This is a genomic window from Actinoplanes sp. NPDC051633, assembly GCF_040681735.1.
In the GTDB taxonomy this organism is placed as follows: domain Bacteria; phylum Actinomycetota; class Actinomycetes; order Mycobacteriales; family Micromonosporaceae; genus Actinoplanes.
On record NZ_JBFAZH010000040.1, the window covers coordinates 1 to 16737 of the forward strand.

Annotated in this window: 16 protein-coding genes and 1 pseudogene; 6 read left to right on the plus strand and 11 right to left on the minus strand. The window is 70.9% G+C overall.

Annotated features, from left to right (window positions below; all coding sequences use genetic code 11):
* The 5 genes from AB0M20_RS04510 to AB0M20_RS04530 all read right to left on the minus strand — a co-directional run.
* Positions 1-355: HAMP domain-containing protein (locus AB0M20_RS04510; RefSeq protein ID WP_364293632.1), on the minus strand; the 355-nt coding region annotated here is incomplete at its 3' end.
* Positions 352-1029 carry a response regulator transcription factor gene (locus tag AB0M20_RS04515; protein ID WP_364293635.1) on the minus strand — a complete coding sequence of 226 codons (678 nt, stop codon included), beginning with the start codon at positions 1027-1029 and terminating at the stop codon, positions 352-354. The genes AB0M20_RS04510 and AB0M20_RS04515, both read right to left, overlap by 4 nt.
* A gap of 214 nt (positions 1030-1243) precedes the next feature.
* Positions 1244-1990, minus strand: coding sequence for a LytTR family DNA-binding domain-containing protein (locus tag AB0M20_RS04520; RefSeq protein WP_364293638.1), 747 nt, complete (start codon positions 1988-1990; stop codon positions 1244-1246).
* Positions 1987-3180 carry a histidine kinase gene (locus AB0M20_RS04525; protein WP_364293641.1) on the minus strand — a complete coding sequence of 398 codons (1194 nt, stop codon included), beginning with the start codon at positions 3178-3180 and terminating at the stop codon, positions 1987-1989. The genes AB0M20_RS04520 and AB0M20_RS04525 overlap by 4 nt, the downstream gene beginning before the upstream one ends.
* A 24-nt stretch (positions 3181-3204) precedes the next feature.
* On the minus strand, positions 3205-3438 hold the full coding sequence (locus tag AB0M20_RS04530) for a hypothetical protein (RefSeq protein WP_364293644.1): 234 nt from the start codon (positions 3436-3438) through the stop codon (positions 3205-3207).
* Positions 3439-3478: 40 nt separating this feature from the next.
* On the opposite strand from AB0M20_RS04530, the gene AB0M20_RS04535 reads away from it, so the two are divergent.
* Positions 3479-4360, plus strand: coding sequence for a helix-turn-helix transcriptional regulator (locus tag AB0M20_RS04535; protein WP_364293647.1), 882 nt, complete (start codon positions 3479-3481; stop codon positions 4358-4360).
* Here the strand turns inward: AB0M20_RS04535 and AB0M20_RS04540 are convergent.
* Both AB0M20_RS04540 and AB0M20_RS04545 read right to left on the minus strand, forming a co-directional pair.
* Positions 4289-5782 carry a sugar transferase gene (locus AB0M20_RS04540; protein ID WP_364293676.1) on the minus strand — a complete coding sequence of 498 codons (1494 nt, stop codon included), beginning with the start codon at positions 5780-5782 and terminating at the stop codon, positions 4289-4291. The two genes, AB0M20_RS04535 and AB0M20_RS04540, sit on opposite strands and share 72 nt — an antisense overlap.
* A 303-nt stretch (positions 5783-6085) precedes the next feature.
* A complete protein-coding gene (locus AB0M20_RS04545; protein WP_364293650.1) occupies positions 6086-6946 on the minus strand; it encodes a DNA-formamidopyrimidine glycosylase family protein in 861 nt (286 codons plus the stop codon).
* A 24-nt stretch (positions 6947-6970) separates the two neighbouring features.
* Here AB0M20_RS04545 and AB0M20_RS04550 point away from each other — a divergent pair, with 24 nt between their 5' ends.
* Both AB0M20_RS04550 and AB0M20_RS04555 read left to right on the plus strand, forming a co-directional pair.
* The gene (locus AB0M20_RS04550; protein WP_364293653.1) at positions 6971-8146 is read left to right on the plus strand and encodes a glycosyltransferase family 4 protein; all 1176 of its coding nucleotides are present in this window, start codon (positions 6971-6973) and stop codon (positions 8144-8146) included.
* 30 nt (positions 8147-8176) lie between these two features.
* On the plus strand, positions 8177-9718 hold the full coding sequence (locus AB0M20_RS04555) for an arylsulfotransferase family protein (protein ID WP_364293656.1): 1542 nt from the start codon (positions 8177-8179) through the stop codon (positions 9716-9718).
* Positions 9719-9866: 148 nt separating this feature from the next.
* Here the strand turns inward: AB0M20_RS04555 and AB0M20_RS04560 are convergent, their stop codons facing one another.
* The 3 genes from AB0M20_RS04560 to AB0M20_RS04570 are packed head-to-tail and all read right to left on the minus strand — an operon-like array spanning position 9867 to position 12350.
* A complete protein-coding gene (locus AB0M20_RS04560) occupies positions 9867-10595 on the minus strand; it encodes a CDP-alcohol phosphatidyltransferase family protein (RefSeq protein WP_364293659.1) in 729 nt (242 codons plus the stop codon).
* Entirely contained in the window at positions 10570-11631 is a 1062-nt protein-coding gene (locus AB0M20_RS04565) for an iron-containing alcohol dehydrogenase family protein (protein ID WP_364293662.1), read from the minus strand. Before AB0M20_RS04565 ends, AB0M20_RS04560 begins: the two co-directional genes overlap by 26 nt.
* The gene (locus tag AB0M20_RS04570) at positions 11619-12350 is read right to left on the minus strand and encodes a phosphocholine cytidylyltransferase family protein (protein ID WP_364293665.1); all 732 of its coding nucleotides are present in this window, start codon (positions 12348-12350) and stop codon (positions 11619-11621) included. Before AB0M20_RS04570 ends, AB0M20_RS04565 begins: the two co-directional genes overlap by 13 nt.
* 69 nt (positions 12351-12419) lie before the next feature.
* Here AB0M20_RS04570 and AB0M20_RS04575 point away from each other — a divergent pair, with 69 nt between their 5' ends.
* The 3 genes from AB0M20_RS04575 to eccB all read left to right on the plus strand — a co-directional run bounded on the left by AB0M20_RS04575 (position 12420) and on the right by eccB (position 16292).
* The gene (locus AB0M20_RS04575; protein WP_364293668.1) at positions 12420-13517 is read left to right on the plus strand and encodes a PLP-dependent aminotransferase family protein; all 1098 of its coding nucleotides are present in this window, start codon (positions 12420-12422) and stop codon (positions 13515-13517) included.
* Positions 13518-13715: 198 nt separating this feature from the next.
* The gene (corA, locus tag AB0M20_RS04580; protein WP_364293671.1) at positions 13716-14837 is read left to right on the plus strand and encodes a magnesium/cobalt transporter CorA; all 1122 of its coding nucleotides are present in this window, start codon (positions 13716-13718) and stop codon (positions 14835-14837) included.
* 54 nt (positions 14838-14891) lie between these two features.
* Entirely contained in the window at positions 14892-16292 is a 1401-nt protein-coding gene (eccB, locus tag AB0M20_RS04585) for a type VII secretion protein EccB (protein ID WP_364293674.1), read from the plus strand.
* Between the two features lie 35 nt (positions 16293-16327).
* On the opposite strand, the pseudogene AB0M20_RS04590 reads toward eccB, so the two are convergent.
* A pseudogene (locus AB0M20_RS04590) lies at positions 16328-16737 on the minus strand (hypothetical protein); the annotation flags it as partial.

A 16737-nucleotide genomic window follows, 5' to 3' on the forward strand; every position in this document is an offset into this window, starting at 1 on the left:
CGGCGGCCTCCAGGTCGGCGGCCATCTGGTTGAACGCCTTGGCCAGCTCGCCCACCTCGTCGCGGGAGGTGGCCCGGACCCGGCGGGAGTAGTCGCCCTGCGCCATCGTGCGGGCCGCCGCGGTCATCTCCCGCAGCGGCGAGGTCAGCCCGTGCGCCAGCAGCTGCAGGGTGCCGAGCGCGACCACCACCGCCGTGACGGTCGTCCACAGCGGCAGCCAGCCGAGCCAGAGGGTGAACCACGTCATCCCGGCGAGCAGCGCGCCGAGCAGGATCAGGCCGATCTTGATCTTGATGGACCGGACCGGATCCAAGGGGCGCGGAAGCCGTCCGCCGTGCACGCCGAGCTTGGTCATCTGGGTGCCTCCAGCGCGTACCCGACGCCGTGCACCGTGCGGATCAGGTCCGCACCCAGCTTGCGGCGCAGGCCCTTGACGTGGCTGTCGACCGTACGAGTGCCGGTGGTGTCGGCCCACCCCCACACCTCGGCGAGCAGCCGTTCGCGCGGCAGCACCGCCCGGGGTCGCTCGGCCAGATACAGCAACAGGTCGAACTCGGTCGGGGTGAGCTGGGCCTCGGCGCCGGCCCGGTGCACCCGCCGCTCGGCGCGGTTGATCTCCAGATCGCCGACCCGCAGCGTGCTGACCGGCTGCGTCTCGGTGCGCACCGCCCGCCGCACCAGCGCGTGCACCCGGGCCGCCAGCTCCCGCATGGAGAACGGCTTGGTCAGGTAGTCGTCGGCACCGACGGCGAGCCCGACCAGCATGTCGTTCTCGTCGTCGCGCGCGGTCAGCATCAGGATCGGCACCGGGCGGGAGGCCTGCAGCCGGCGGCAGACCTCCAGGCCGTCGAAGCCGGGCAGCATCACGTCGAGCACGACCGCGTCCGGCACGGTGCGCTCGGCCGCCGCCACCGCACCCGGACCGTCGACGGCGAGGTCGACCGCGAAGCCCTCGGCGCGCAGCCGCGCGGCCACCGACTCGGCGATGACGGGCTCGTCCTCGACCACCAGCACACGTCGTTGCGTCACGAATACCTCCCTACGAGCGGCATCATGCTGCTCCTCGGCAAGGCGGCGGGCCCCCGTGGCGCACCGATCTGGCCTGTTTCCGGGAGCTTAGGGACCGACCGTGCGGTTCCGGGGGACACATTGTGATGGAAGTGTGCAGGGCCGGGCCGCTGCCGGCCCGCCTGTGGATAACTGTGTGGATAACGCTGTGTACCTGTGGACAAGGCTGTGGAAGTCAGCGCGTCCAGTCGTGTTTCGCGGCCCTGATCAGGCGATCCTTGAGCTCGCGGGTGTGCCGGCGGCTGACCGGGAGCTCGGTGCCGTCAACCGCGACCACGTACCCCGACGGGGTGAGCCGCAGCTCGGCGACCAGCCGCAGCTGCACCAGGTACGACCGGTGGATGCGGACGAACCCGGCATCCGCCCAGCGGTCGGCGAGCGTCGCCAGCGACACCCGGACCAGGTGCGAAGCGTCCGCGGTGTGCAGCCGGGCGTAGTCGCCCTGCGCCTCCACCCAGCGCACCGACGAGCGGGGCAGCATCCGGGTGGTGCCGGCCAGCTCGACCGGGATGGCCGGCTCGTCCTCCCGCTGATAGGCGGGCGCCGGCGCCGACCGCAGCCCGGCGACCCGGCGCAGCGACTCGCCGAGCCGTTCGGCCCGGACCGGCTTGCGCACGTAGTCGGTCACGCCCAGATCGAAGGCGTCCACCGCGCCGTCGTCGTAGGCGGTGACGAAGACGATCGCGGGCGGGCGGGCGAAGCGGCGCAGGATGCGGGCCAGCTCCATGCCGTCCAGGCCGGGCATGCGGATGTCCAGGAACACCGCGTCGACCTCGGTGTCGCGCAGCACCCGCAGCGCCTCGGTGGCGTCGCCGGCCCGGTGCACGTGTGCGACCCGGTCGTCGGCGTTCAGCAGGTACGCCAACTCGTCCAGCGCGGGCGGCTCGTCATCCACGGCGAGCACGACGAGGCCGGCCGTCACGCGCGTACCCCGGGACGGAATTTCGGCACCCGCATGCTCACCTTCGTCCCCTCGCCCGGCGCGGTCTCCACCACCAGCCCGAAGCGGTCGCCGAACACGTTTCGCAGCCGCTCGTCGACGTTCGACAACCCGACGTGCTGGCCGTCGTCGGTCTCCGGCCGGCCTGGCGCGAACACCTCCGGGTCCATGCCGACGCCGTCGTCCTCGACGGTGATGTGGCACTCGGCGCCGGCATCACGCGCCTCGATGCTCACCATACCGACGCCCGGCTTGGTGGACAGACCGTGCCGGACGGCGTTCTCCACCAGCGGCTGCAGGCACAGGAACGGCAGGGTCACGGGCAGCACCTCGGGCGCGATCTGCAGCCGCACCTGCAGCCGGTCGCCGAACCGGGCCCGCTCGATGGTCAGGTAACGGTCGATCGAGCGCAGTTCCTCGGCCAGCGTGGTGAAATCGCCGTGCGCCCGGAACGAGTAGCGGGTGAACTCGGCGAACTCCAGGATCAGCTCACGCGCGCGTTCCGGGTCGGTGCGGACGAACGAGGCGATCGCGGTCAGCGCGTTGTAGATGAAGTGCGGACTGATCTGCGCGCGCAGGGCGCGGACCTCGGCGCGGGCCAGCCGCTCGCGCGACGAGTCGAGCTCGGCCAGCGCGAGCTGCGAGCCGGCCCAGCGCGCGGCCTCCTGGGTGGCCTGCACCAGCCCCGGCGCCGGCTGGTCGTCGGCCACCGAGACCAGCGCCGCGGCGACCGGTCCGTCGGATCCGGCCAGCGGTGCGACCACGGCGCCGCGGACCACGCAGTCCATCCGGTCGCAGGGCAGGTCGGACCCGTTGAGCACGACAGTCCGCCGGGTGTGCATCGCCCGCTGCGCCGCGGCGGTGAACTGGTCGCTGTGGTGGCTGCCGCGCCCGTCGTACGCGAGGCACCGCTCGGTGTCCGCGAGCGCGAGCCCGACCGCGCCGACCAGCGTGCGCAGGTGCCGGACCGCCTTGCCGGCCGAGCTGGGGGTGAGCCCGGCACGCAGCGGCTCGGCCGCGAGCGCGGCGGTGTGCAGGACGTCGTAGGTGGCCCGCTGCATCGCGGTCGCCACCCCGCGCCGGGCGCGCAGCCGCACCACCGCGACCACCGCGCCGGCGAGGGCGGCGACCAGTGCCAGCACAGCCAGCACGGTCGGTAGATCTGCCCTCACCGGCGCATCCTGCCACGCTCGGGGCTAACCCTGGGCGGTCGGCACGATGATCATCTCGGCGACGTTCATCCGGGCCGGCGCCGCGGCCGACCAGGCCACCCCGGCGGCGATGTCCTCGCTGCGCAGCGTCTCGATGGAGTGGCGCCACTCGTCGAGGAACTTCCGCTGGCCGGGGTCGGTCATGCCGTCGCCCAACTCGGTGGGCACCAGGCCGGGCTCGATGTTGCGCACCCGGACGCCGCGCGGGCCGAGTTCCACGCGCAGGTTACAGGCGCACGGCACCTTCTACGGTGGGGGCGTGGCGGACAACGGACTGGGTGAGTTCCTCCGGGCGCGCCGGGAGCTGACCCGGCCCGAACAGGTCGGTCTGCCCTCGGGCGCGGCCCGCCGCCGGGTGCCCGGCCTGCGCCGCGAAGAAGTGGCGATGCTCGCCGGAGTGAGCGCCGACTACTACGTCCGGCTCGAGCAGGGCCGCGACAAGCACCCGTCCGACCAGGTGCTCGAGGCACTGTCCCGGGTGATCGACTTCGGTCCGGACGGGCTCGAGCACGCGCGGCGCCTGGCCGGTCCCGCTCCGGTCGCTCGCCGCCGTACCGCGCGTACCCAGCGGGTCGAGCCCGGTCTGCGCCGCCTGCTGGACGCCCTGACCGGCAGCCCTGCCCTGGTCATGAGCCGTCACCTCGACGTGCTGGCCGTCAACGCGCTCGCCCGGGCGGCCTTTCCGGCCTTCGTCGAGGGTGCCAACGTCGTCCGGCTGACCTTCCTCGACGCGGCCACCCGCGACTGCTACCTCGAGTGGGACAAGGTCGCCCAGGAGACCGTGGCCAGCCTGCGGGCGGCGGCCGGGGCCGATCCGGACGATCCGCGGCTGGCCGAGCTGGTCGGCGAGCTGTCGGTGAAGAGCCCGGAGTTCCGCGCCTGGTGGGCGCGGCACGAGGTCAAGGCCAAAACTAGGGGTACGAAGAAGGTGCTGACCACGGCCGTCGGACCCCTGGACCTCGAATACGAGACCCTGGTCCCGCAGGGCAGCGACGGCCAGCTGCTGGTCGTCTACCACGCCGATCCGAACAGCCCCACCGCCGCCGCGCTCGCCCTCCTGGGCAGCCTGTCAGTAAGCGCCTTTGCGCCTCAGGACGACCCAGATCGTGCGCCACAGGATGGCCAGGTCATAGGTGAGTGACCAGTTGTCCACGTAGTAGAGGTCGAGCCGGACCGCCTCGTCCCAGGACAGATCGGAGCGGCCGCTCACCTGCCACAGACCGGTTATTCCGGGCCGCACCAGCAGCCGCCGCCGCACGTCGCCGAGGTAGTCGCCGTCCTCCGCGGGCAGCGGGCGCGGGCCGACCAGCGACATCTCACCCTTGAGCACGTTGATCAGCTGCGGCAGCTCGTCCATCGAGCTGGCCCGCAGCTTGCCGCCGAACGGGAAGACCCGGGGGTCCTGCTTCATCTTGAACAGCATGCCGTCGGATTCGTTGAGCTCCTCCAACGTGCGTTTGCGCTCCTCGGCGTCCACGTACATGGTCCGGAACTTCCACACCCGGAAGGTGCGGCCCTCGTGGCCGACCCGGGGCTGCCGGAAGAAGACCGGGCCGGGATCGGAGAGCCGGATGCCGAGCGCGATGGCGAGCAGCACCGGGGACAGCACGAGCAGACCCAGGAACGCGGCCACCCGGTCCAGCAGGTTCTTGGCCAGCCAGCTCGGCCCGGAGAGGGTCGGCTCCTCGACGTGCAGCAGCGGCAGGCCCTCGATCGGGCGGATGTGCACCCGTGGGCCGGCGATGTCGGTGAGCTGCGGGGCGACCACCAGGTCGACGCCGGTGCCCTCGAGCTGCCAGGCGAGGCGGCGCAGCTCACCGGGCTCCGCGCTGGCCGAGCCGCAGACCGCGATGGTGTCCGCGCCGACCTCCCGGACCAGCGAGAGCACGTCGCGGCCCGCGTACACCGGAACGGGGGTCTCCAGACCTCGCACCGCCGCCAGGCCGTCGGTGATGTGGATGGCGACCGGGATCAGGCCGGCCGCGGGGCTGCGGGTCACCGCGGTGTAGACCTCGAGGGCCTCCGGCAGGGTGCCGACCAGGACCATCCGGTGTGCGCCGTGACCGGTGCGCCGCCGGGTCAGGTGCAGGATCTGCCGGGCGAAATAGCGGCAGAGCAGGATGAACACCAGCGCGCCGGCGGAGACCAGGGCGACCGTGCCACGGGACAGCTGGGTCTTGGTGGCGAACGCCGCCAGCGACACGCTCGCCACGATCACCACGAACGCGCGGAAGACCCGCTTGAACTCCTCGCTGCCCAGCCCGAGGTAGCGCCGGTCATAGCTGCCGACGCCCCAGAGCACGATCACCCAGGCGGCCGGCAGCAACAGGTACGCGGTGACCCGGAAGATCTCCGGCTGGTTCTGGAAACCGGCCTTTGCCTGCTCCAGCAGCGAGATGGCGATCGAGCTGGCCAGCACCGCGGAGAGGAAGTCGAGGACGACCAGGACCACCGTGTACGGCCGGTGCCATCTCGACAGGCGGCGGTGCGACCTGGTCCAGGCCGAGCGGGGCACACCGTTGCTCGGCGGTGGCTCCTGCCACTCGAAGCTGTCGTACGGCATGTGGCTCCGGCTGTTCCGGGTCGCCGGGCGTTCGAGGTTAGTGGTCACCTCGCCGACGTCCTCCCGCATCACGACCGCCCGACATCGAGGCCGTCCGACTTCCCGTCCGGCCATTACACACCGCCACGGTCGATGCGTTCCGGCAAGGCTCGCCGATCCTCAGCGCACCGTGGGCGAAGCGTGGGACCGGGCCACTATACCGATGGATCGGGACAGAAGAAGCGGACGTTACATCACCATTCCCTCTGAACACTCTGAGTAACTGGATCAACATCCACCGAAACAGTCGACCTCGAGTGTGCGCTATCGAATCAACTTCGACAGCCGGCGATCGGCCAGCGGCTTGCCGCCGGTCTGACAGGTCGGGCAGTACTGCAGGCTCTTGTCGGCGAAGGACACCTCGCGCACGGTGTCGCCGCAGACCGGGCAGGGCAGACCGGTCCGCGCATGCACCCGCATCCCGGCCCGCTTCTCACCCTTGAGCTCGGCCGCCTTCTGACCGACCGAGCGGGTCACCGCGTCGGTCTCCACCTGGCGGGTGGCCTCGTAGAGCGTGGTGATCTGCTCGTCGGTGAGCTTCGAGGTCAGCGCGAACGGCGACATCCTCGCGACGTGCAGGATCTCGTCGGAGTACGCGTTGCCGATGCCGGCCAGCACCTCCTGGTCGGTGAGCACGCCTTTGATCTGGCCCTTGCGGCTCCTGATCCGCTCGGCGAACTCGTCCCGGCTCACCGCCAGCGCATCGGGCCCCAGCCGCGCCACGCCCGGCACCTCGGCCGGATCCTTCACCAGGTACGCCGCCAGCGACTTCTGCGTGCCGGCCTCGGTCAGGTCGAACCCGGAGCCGTCGTCGAGGCGGACCCGCAGCGCGATCGGGCCGCTGCCGGGCTTGAGCGGCGCCGGCGACTTGAAGGCGTCGCGATAGTGCAGCCACCCGGCCCGGGCCAGGTGCACGATCAGGTGGATCTCAGCACCCAGGCCGATGTCCAGGAACTTGCCGTGCCGGCCGGCCGAGGTGACGGTCAGGCCGGCGATGGCGGTGGGTGGCGGGTCGAAGGTCTTCAGCGCGCTGAAGGACGACACCTCGAAGCGCTCGACCACATGGCCGACCGCGCGCTCGCGCAGGTAGGCGGCGAGCGCCTCGACCTCGGGAAGTTCAGGCACGTCCTAACGGTAACCTCCCTGGGCGTGAAGGTCGTCGTTGCGCACAACCGGTATCGGGAGGCGATCCCGTCCGGCGAGAACGTCATCGTCGACACCGAGATCGCCCAGCTGGGCGCCGCCGGGGTCGAGGTGCTGCCGTTCCTGCGCAGCTCCGACTCGATCGCCGCGATGCCGGCCGCGCAGAAGGCGCTGTTGCCGATCTCGCCGATCTACGGCGGCCCGGCGCAACGCGACCTGGCCGCGCTGCTGACCGCGCACCAGCCGGATGTCGTGCACCTGCACAACCCGTACCCGCTGATCTCGCCCTGGATCGTCAAGACCGCGCACAAGCACGGTGTGCCGGTGGTGCAGACCGTGCACAACTATCGGCAGGTGTGCTCGTCGGGGCTGTATTACCGGGACGGCCACGACTGCCGCGACTGCCGCGGCAAGCTCATCGGCTATCCGGCCGTGGTGCACAAGTGCTATCGCGGATCGAGCGCGCAGAGTGCGCTGATGGCGACCACGCTGGCGGTGCATCGGCCCACCTGGCGGTCGGTCGACCGGTTCATCGCGCTGACCGACCGGATCGCGGAGCATCTGCGCGACTACGGCATTCCGGACGACCGGATCGTGATCAAGCCCAACGGCCTGCCGGATCCGGGCGAGCCGGCGCCTCTGGGTGACGGCTTCCTCTACGCCGCGCGACTGTCCCCGGAGAAAGGGCTGGGCCTGCTCGTCGATGCGTGGCGGCGGCACCCGGACGGTTCGCTCGGCACGCTGCGGATCGCCGGGGACGGCGAGCTGCGCGGGCTGGCCGAGGAGGCGGCCGCCGCACGGGACGACATCGAGTACCTCGGGGCGCTGTCCCGCGCGGAGATGATGGTGGCCCGGCGTGACTGCTCCGTGGCGGTCGTGGTGCCGACCTGGCAGGACGTGCTGCCGACTGTGGTGCTGGAGGCGATGGCGGCCGGGCGGCCGGTGCTGGGAACCGCGGTCGGCGGGATCCCCTACATGCTGGGCGGGGTGGCCGGCTGGGCCGTCGCCCCCGAGCCGGCCGCGCTCGCCGAGGCGCTGCCGATCGCGAGGGCCGAGGCGAAGGCGGTGTCCGAAGCAGCCCGGAAGCGGTATGTCGATGCCTTTGCGCCCGATCTGCTCACCCGCCGGCTCGTCGACATCTACACCGATCTTTCAGCAACATCACACCGGGGACCCAGGTAGATTCTGATCGAATTGGGGAAAGCTGGGGCGGTGACGGAGACCCCCACCCCACCCAGGACTTCGCGGCGGAACGTTCTTTTCGGAGTCGGCGGCGCGGCGCTGTTCACAGTGGCCGGTGGTGGCGCCGGCTACGCGCTTGCCGACACCGATGACAAATCGGACGCAACGCCCGCCGCGCCCGCCGCCGACGCCGGTCAGCCCAAGTTCCGATCCCGCCCCGATCTGCGCACCCTGCCCGACGTGACGATCACCGTGCCGGCCAACGGCACCGCGCCCGGCCACATCTTCCTGACGCCCGCCTCCGGAACCGGCCTGTGGGGCCCGCTGATCGTGGACGACAAGGGCTCGCCGATCTGGTTCCGCAAGGTGCCCGACCCGGCTACCGTGGCGATCGACTTCAAGGTGCAGCAGTACCGGAACAAGCCCGTGCTGACCTGGTGGGAGGGCACCATCGGCGGCACCGGCGGGCAGGGCGTCGGCCAGGGCGAGTTCGTGATCGCGGACACCAGCTACCGCGAGATCACCCGGGTGCGCGCGTTCGGCACCGAGCAGGCCGACCAGCACGACTTCGTGATCACGCCGCGGAACACGGCGCTGTTCTGGGTGTACGACCCGGTGCCGTTCGACCTCACGGCCCAGGGCGGCCCGGTCGACGGTGTGCTGCACGACGGCGTGATCCAGGAGATCGACATCGCCACCGGCAAGCGGGTCTTCGAGTGGCGGGCGCGCGACCACATCAAGATCGACGAGTCGTATGCGCCGCTGCCCCAAGGCGACTCGGCGCACCTGCCGTGGGACTACTTCCACCCGAACTCGGTCGGGCTGGACGCCGACGGGCACCTGATCATCTCGGCCCGGCACACCTGGGGCTGCTACAAGATCAATAAGAAGACCGGCGACGTGATGTGGCGCCTCGGCGGGAAGAAGTCCGACTTCACCATCGGGCCGAACGCGAACTTCAGCTGGCAGCACGACTTCCGGCGCCGGCGCGACGGCTCGTACGGGATGTTCGACAACGGCGCCGGCGTGACCAAGGAGCGGGAGTACTCCCGCGGCCTGGTGCTCAAGCTCGACGAGCAGGCGAAGACGGCGACCTTCGTGAAGGAGTTCGTGCACCCCGACAAGCTGTCCGCGCCGACGCAGGGCAGCTTCCGCGAGCTGGCCGACGGCGGCAGCTTCATCGGCTGGGGGCAGATGCCGCACTTCACCGAGTTCGCCCCGGACGGGACGGTCCGGCTCAACGGGCACCTGCCCAAGGACAACCAGTCGTACCGGGCGTACAAGGCGGAGTGGGCCGGGGAGCCGCTCGATCAGCCGGCGCTGGGGCTGGCGGTCGAGGGCGGCAACGTGACGGTGAGCGTGAGCTGGAACGGCAGCACGAAGGTGGCGAAGTGGCGGGCCCGCGCCGGTGGGCAGCCGCGGGCGCTGACCGCGGCCTCGGTGGAGGCGGCGCGCACCGGATTCGAGACAAGGCTGCAGGTCACGGGTACGCCGGAATACGTCGTGGCCGACGCTTTGGACGCCACCGGCAAGGTCCTCGGCACCAGCTCGGCGATCCCGGTCCGCGTCTGACCCTCGACAGTGGTAGCCCACGAGGCAATCCGCGCGACGGATTTCCCGCTGGGCTACCACCTTTCGCTTGCGGCCGCGGCGCGCACCCCGCAGTGGTAGCTCAGCCACCTGTTTCGGGCTCGGACAGGTGGGTGGGCTACCACTTCGGTCAGCGGCGGAGAGCCTCTCGGCCGCTGAAGGCGATGCTGGCCGCGAGGAACGCGCCGTTGACCAGCGTGAAGAGACCGACCAGCCAGATCGTCCACTGTGGCGCGACGGTGAGCACGACCCCGGCGAGGAAGATCACGGCGCCGTAGTCGCGGACCAGCTTGACGATGCGCACGGGGATCGAGGTGCTGGTCACCATGCTGGCGGCGTTGGGGCCGGACTGCATCACCGAGGTGACCAGGTTGACCATCCAGGTGCCGGCGAAGGCCGCCAGCAGCCAGGCCGGCGTCTCCGGCACCTGAGCCGCCGCGGTCGCCGACAGGGCCGCCACCAGCGCGATCTGGCCGGCCACGTCGCACAGCACGTCGATCCGGGCGCCGGCCGGGCTGGTCTGCCCGGTGACCCGCGCCAGCTGGCCGTCGGCGCAGTCCAGCCCGTACGCCAAGTGCCAGCCGACCAGCGCGAGCAGACCCACCGGCCAGGCCCAGACGCGGCCGTCGGCCACCGGCTGGGCCAGCGCGACCACCGCGACCGAGACCAGGCAGCTCACCCCGAGGTTGACCACGGTGAGCACGGTCGGGGCGAGCTTGTGCTTGTGGGCGAAGACCGCCACCCGCGCGCCGATCCGCTGACCGAGGAACTCGCTGAACAACCCGCCACCGCGGTTGCTCGCGTAGTAGTCGGCCGCGGTCGGAGCCGCGGGCTCAGCGTGCGGCGACGGCGTCGTCATACTCGGCCAGCCTCCGGGCGATCTCGTCGGGCTTCATCTCGAGGTGCTCGAGGATCGTGTACCGGTCCGGCCGGGTCCGCGGGGCGAACTCGACGATCCGCACGAACTGCTCGGCGTCCAGACCGACGTCCGCCGGGGTGCGCGGCAGCTGATGCCGGGCCAAGCAGTCGGACATCTGGGCGAACCGCCGATCGTCGCCGCGCAGGAACGTGCAGAAGAGCGCGCCGAGGCCGGCCAGCTCGCCGTGCGACGCCGTGTTCGGGTAGAGCGAGTCGGTGGCGTGCATGATCTCGTGGCAGCCGCCGCTGGTCGGCCGGCTGCTGCCGCACACCGCCATCGCCAGGCCGCTGGAGATCAGCGCCTCGGCGAGCACGGTGACGAACCCGTCGTCGGTCATGTCGCCCGGGTGGTTGAGCACCGCCTCGGCGCCCATCCGGGCCAACGAGGCGGCCAGCCCGTCCACCGGCTCGTTGCGGACCTGGCGGGCCAGCTCCCAGTCGGCCAGCGCGCTGATGTTGCTGATCACGTCGCCGATGCCGCCGCGGTTGGTGCGCTCCGGCCCGTTCTCCACGAAGTCCAGATCGATCAGCACGGCGATCGGGATCTGCACCCCGTACGAGCCCTTGATGCCGTCGTTGACCAGGCTGGCCACCGGGGAGGCGATGCCGTCGTTGCCGAGGCTGGTGGCGACCGACACCATCGGGATGGCCCAGCGGGTGGCCGCGTACTTGGCGGTGTCCACCGTGGTGCCGCCGCCGATCCCGACCACCGCGTCGTAGTGCCCCGAGCGCAGCTTGGCGGCCAGTTCCATGGCCGCGTCCAGGGTGCCGCCGGCCGCGGTGAAGACCTCGGCCGAGCCCAGCGACGGCCGGATCAGATCGGCGATGAGCTGGCCCTGCCCCGGCCCGACCACCACGGCCACGTCGCCGCCGGCCGAGATCCGCCCGTCCGCGAGGATCCGGCCCAGGTCGGCGACCGCGCCACGGCGGACGTCGATGTGCAGCGGGGCCTGGACGGTGCGGGCTAGTAGCGGCATGCGATCTCCCGCGCCTTGGCGAGGTCGTCGTGGTTGTCCACTTCGACCCACGGCACGTCGCCGATCCCGGCACCGCGCACCTCGCCACCGCGGTTCACGTACTCCTGGTAGCCGTCCTCGTAGTAGAGGTTCGGGTCGCGCTCCCACGTGGTCCGCAACGCGTCGGCCAGATCCTCGGCGACCGACGGCTCGATGAGCGTGGCGCCGATGTACTCGCCGTAGGCCTCCTGCGGATCCATCAGTTTGGTGATCCTCACGAGTCGGCCATCTGCCGAGAAGGTGGTCTTCATCTCCTCGTCACCCAGCTTCTTGAGGCTGTCGATGGCGAGCAGGATGCCGGGCCCGCGGTTGGCGAGGAGGGTCTCCTCGACGCTGACCGGGTGCACGGTGTCCCCGTTCACCAGCAGTGCGCCCTGGGCGAAGTGGTCCCGGGCGAGCCAGAGGGAGTACGCGTTGTTCCACTCCTCGGCCTTGTCGTTGTGCACGAGGGTGAGGTTCACGCCGTACTCCCGCTCGAACGCGGTCTTGCGCTCCTCGACCGCGCTCGCGCGGTAGCCGACGACGATTGTGACGTCCGTCAACCCGGCCGCGGCCAGGTTGCGCAGGGAAATGTCCATGATCGTGGTCTCGCCGTCAACCGGCACGAGTGCCTTGGGCAACGTGTCGGTGTAGGGCCGTAGCCTGCGGCCGGCGCCGGCCGCGAGGACTAGTCCGATCATGTGAGGTGTCCCTTTCCCTGGGCAGAGGGGTGCCTAGCGAGGATAACGGCGGCTCCTATGCTTGTCCGCATGACCGCTGAGCAGCTCATCTCCTTTGCCCGTGGCGCCCCCTCCCTGGACATCGTCGATGTCAAGGGCCTCAAGGCCGCGGCTGCCCGTGCCTTCGACGCCGACCCGGCCGGGATGACGGCGTACGGCACCTCCGTCGGTTACCTCCCGCTGCGCAAGTGGATCGCGGACAAGCACGGCGTCTCGCCCGATCAGGTCATCGTCACCAACGGCTCGCTGCAGGCGGACGCGTTCCTCTTCAATCACCTGGTCTCGCCCGGCGACGACGTCGTGGTGGAGCGGCCGACCTATGACCGCACCCTGCTCGGCCTGCAGACCCTCGGCGCCAAGGTGCACCAGGTCACCATCCAGCCCGACGGCATGGACGTCGAGGAGCTGCGCGGCCTGCTGGAGGCGGGCCTGCGCCCCAAGCTGGCGCACGTGATCCCGAACTACCAGAACCCGGCCGGCGTCACCCTCGCCCTGGACAAGCGGCGCGAGCTGCTCGCCCTCGCCCAGCAGTACGGCTTCATCATCTTCGAGGACGACCCGTACGTGGACATCCGCTTCCGCGGCGAGGCGCTGCCGTCGATGCTGTCGATGGACACCGAGAGCGTGGTCGTGCACGCCTCCAGCTTCACCAAGACGGTGTGCCCCGGCGTCCGGGTCGGCTACCTGGTCGGGCCGGCCGCCCTGATCGACGCGATCGCGAAGAAGGCGACGAACCTCTACATCTCGCCCGGCATGGTGTCCGAGGCGATCGTGCACCAGTTCTGCGTCTCCGGTGACATCGACAGGTCCGTCGCCACAGTCAGCAAGGCGCTGGGCGAGCGGTCCAAGGCGCTGGCCGCGGCGATCCGCGCGCAGATCCCCGGCGCCACCTTCACCGAGCCGGACGGCGGGTACTTCCTCTGGGTCGACCTGCCCGAGTCGGTGGACGTCGAGCAGCTCTTCCCGGTGGCCATGAAGAAGGGCGTCGCGATCGTCAAGGGCAGCGACTTCCTGCTCGACGGCGGCCGCCACTCGGTGCGGCTCGCCTTCTCCGCGGTCACCGTGGACCAGATCGAGGAAGGTGTGCGGCGGCTCGCGGCGGCCATCGAGGACGTCACCGCCGCCTAGATACGCAACTGTCGGGTTTCCGACTCATCGTCGATTTCCGTTGCACGGCCCTAGGGGCCGACAATGCATCGGACTTCACCCCCGCCCCCGGCGACGGGCGGACCGCTCGCAATGTCACCCCCTCCAAATGCGGCCGGTCCGCCCGACGTCACGTAGCTTTGGGCGGTCTTGCCTGGGCGTTCACGTGGGGAGGGTGTCATGAGCGAGAGCAGCATCAACCGGTCGCTGTCGCGAGCGTGGACGGCGCCCGTCCGGGCCATGAACCGCTTCCTCGGCACCGCCGACGACGGCGATCGGCCCCAGCGTTCCCGCGACTACGGCAGCGCGGTGGTCGACTGCGGTCTCTACATCGACGGCAAGCGTGTGCCCGGCGAGCTCACCCCCGACGAGGCGTTGCGCGAGGCGTGCGCCCAGGAGAACGCGTTCGTCTGGCTCGGCCTGCACGAGCCCGGCCAGGACGAGATGTCCGACATCGCGCGCACGTACGGCCTGCACGAGCTGGCCGTCGAGGACGCGGTCAAGGCCGATCAGCGGCCCAAGCTGGAGCAGTTCGGCGCGGTGCAGTTCCTCGTGCTGCGCACCGCGAGGTACGTGCCGCACAGCGAGCTGACCGAGACGTCGCAGGTGGTCGAGACCGGCCAGATGATGATCTTCATCGGTGAGCGGTTCGTGATCACCGTCCGGCATGGCGACGCATCGGAGCTGTCCCCGGTGCGGGCCAACCTCGAGACCGAGCGGGCCGCGCTGCTCGAGCAGGGGCCGTGGGCGGTGGCGTACGCCGTGACCGACCGCGTGGTCGACATCTACGTCGAGGTCGCCGACCAGGTCGAGGCCGACCTCGACATCATCGAGGAGAGCGTGTTCTCCCGCGAGAGCGGCGCCAAGATCCAGCAGATCTACCAGATGAAGCGGGAGCTGGTGGAGTTCCGCCGGGCCGTGGTGCCGCTGCAACGCCCGCTGGCGACCATCACCGGGACGCAGAACCGCCTGGTGCCCAAGGAGATCCGGCGTTACTTCCGCGACGTGCAGGACCACCTGACGCGTACGGTCGAGCAGGTCAGCTCGTACGACGATCTGCTGAACTCGATCCTGCAGGCCCGCCTCGCGCAGGTCACGGTCGACCAGAACAACGACATGCGCAAGATCGCCGCCTGGGCCGGCATCTCGGCGGTGTGGACGGCCATCGCCGGCGTCTACGGCATGAACTTCGTGCACATGCCCGAGACCACGTGGCTCTACGGCTATCCGGCGATGCTCACCGTCATGGTGTCGATCTCCGTGTTGCTCTATCGGGCCTTCCGCCGCAACGGCTGGCTGTAACCGCCGGGCCAGGGCCGCCCCCCACACATCGAGCAAGGCTTCTACAGTGACGGTGTGCCGTCGCGTCAGGACCAGCTCCACTCGTACCAGTACTCGCTGCAGCGGGTGGTGTCGGCGCTCGTCACCCACGACCCCGACCCACATCGCTCCCCGCTGCGCCGGGCCGGCATGACCGCGCTGATCAGCCTGGTGATCGCCGCGCTCGCGGTCGGCGCCGCCGCCGTTTACGGCCTGCTCACCGGGCAGAGCAACGTCCAGCTCAAGGACGAGTCGGTGGTGTTCCTGGAGAAGGGCTCCGGCGCCCGGTACGTCTACCTGAAGTCCGACGGCAAGCTGCACCCGGTCCTCAACTACACCTCCGGCCTGCTGATCGCGAACGCGCAGGCGCCAAAGATGGTGAGCACCTCACGGGCGCGGCTGGCCACCCTGCCGCTCGGCGACCCGCTGGGCATCCCGGACGCACCCGACTCGCTGCCGGTCAAAAAGGATCTCCTCACCGGAGACTGGACGGTCTGTTCAGCGCCGCCGACCAGCGCGACCAGCTCCGCCAAGGCGCTCAGCACGCTGGTCATCGGCGCGCCGGTCAGCGGGGGCACCGTGGCGGCCGGCGCCGGCGGGAGCAAGGGCGTGCTGGTCCGCGACCCGTCCGACCGCACCTTCCTGCTGTACGGCAACCGGCGCTTCCAGATTCCGGGCAGCATCACCACGTCGACCCTGCGGGCCCTCGGCTGGAACGCGCAGACACCGTGGCCGGTGGCCACCGCGTTCATCAACTCCCTGCCGCTCGGCCCGGATCTGCGGGCGCCCCGCATCGACGGCAAGGGTGGCCGGTCCAGCCTGGAGGACATGCAGATCGGTCAGCTGCTCACCGACGGGAAGCAGTGGTCGGTCGCGGTGTCCGACGGCGCCGCGCCGCTGACCGACGTGCAGGCGCGGCTGCTGCAGGTGCAGGCCGGCGCCCTTCCGCCGCGCACCCTCGACACGGCGACGTTCAACACGCTGCCGCCCTCCCCGGTCCGGTTCACGACCGGCGACGGCTTCCCGGCCACCGTGCCGGAGCTGCTCGAGCCGCAGGAGCGGCTGTGCATGACCCTTCCGGTGAACAAGGACAGCGGCGCGGGCCTGCGGGTGGACGCGACGGCACCGACCGGCGCCGCGATCACCGCTGAAGGGGGAAGCCAGGGCGGGGTGCAGGCCGACTTCGTGCACGTGGCCCGTGGCAAGGGGGCGCTGGTCGTGGCCGCCGCGTCGCCGAACGCCCCGGCCGGCAGCGGCACGGTGAGCATCGTCACGGACACGGCGCGGCGCTACCCCATCGCCAGCCGCGAGCTGCTGGGCCGGCTCGGCTACGGCGCCACCACGCCCCGGCAGGTGTCGGCACAGCTCATCTCGCTGCTGCCCCAGGGCCCGTCACTGGACGCGACAAAAGCCCGCGAGGCGGCCGCCACCCCGTAGGTGGGGCCGCCCCGTGAGCGTGAACTCCGCCGGTGTCAGACGTCCTTGCGGCCGGTGACCACGGTCGGGTCCTCGGCCGAGAGCACGCCGTTGGTGCTGGTCGGCGCGGGCTCGAAGGCCGCGTCGTCAGCGCCCACCGGCTCGGTCGCCGCCGGGCTGGGGTCGTACTCGTCCCACTGCGCGGCCTGACGCTTGCGCACGAACCACGCCGCGCCCACGCCCACCGCGACGCCGACCAGCGCGAGCCCGGCGAGCCGGCTCTTGCGCCCGCCCTGCTTGCGGCCGAGCGTCTTGTTGGCCCGCTTCTCCAGCTTCTTGGCGTTCTTCTTGTTCGCCTTGGCCGACTTACGGCCCGTCTTCGCCGTGTCCTTCCCGGTCTTCCGCACGCTGTCGGTTGCCGCGGCGACCAGCGGCGTGATGGTGCCCACCGCAGACTCCCAGCCAC

What these genes read in the sequence shown, in the direction of transcription:
- AB0M20_RS04540 (WP_364293676.1), bottom strand. Translation starts at nt 5,782, where the DNA reads ATGCCGTACGACAGCTTCGAGTGGCAGGAGCCACCGCCGAGCAACGGT.
- AB0M20_RS04560 (WP_364293659.1), bottom strand. Translation starts at nt 10,595, where the DNA reads ATGACGACGCCGTCGCCGCACGCTGAGCCCGCGGCTCCGACCGCGGCC.
- AB0M20_RS04565 (WP_364293662.1), bottom strand. Translation starts at nt 11,631, where the DNA reads ATGCCGCTACTAGCCCGCACCGTCCAGGCCCCGCTGCACATCGACGTC.
- AB0M20_RS04570 (WP_364293665.1), bottom strand. Translation starts at nt 12,350, where the DNA reads ATGATCGGACTAGTCCTCGCGGCCGGCGCCGGCCGCAGGCTACGGCCC.
- AB0M20_RS04575 (WP_364293668.1), top strand. Translation starts at nt 12,420, where the DNA reads ATGACCGCTGAGCAGCTCATCTCCTTTGCCCGTGGCGCCCCCTCCCTG.
- corA (WP_364293671.1), top strand. Translation starts at nt 13,716, where the DNA reads ATGAGCGAGAGCAGCATCAACCGGTCGCTGTCGCGAGCGTGGACGGCG.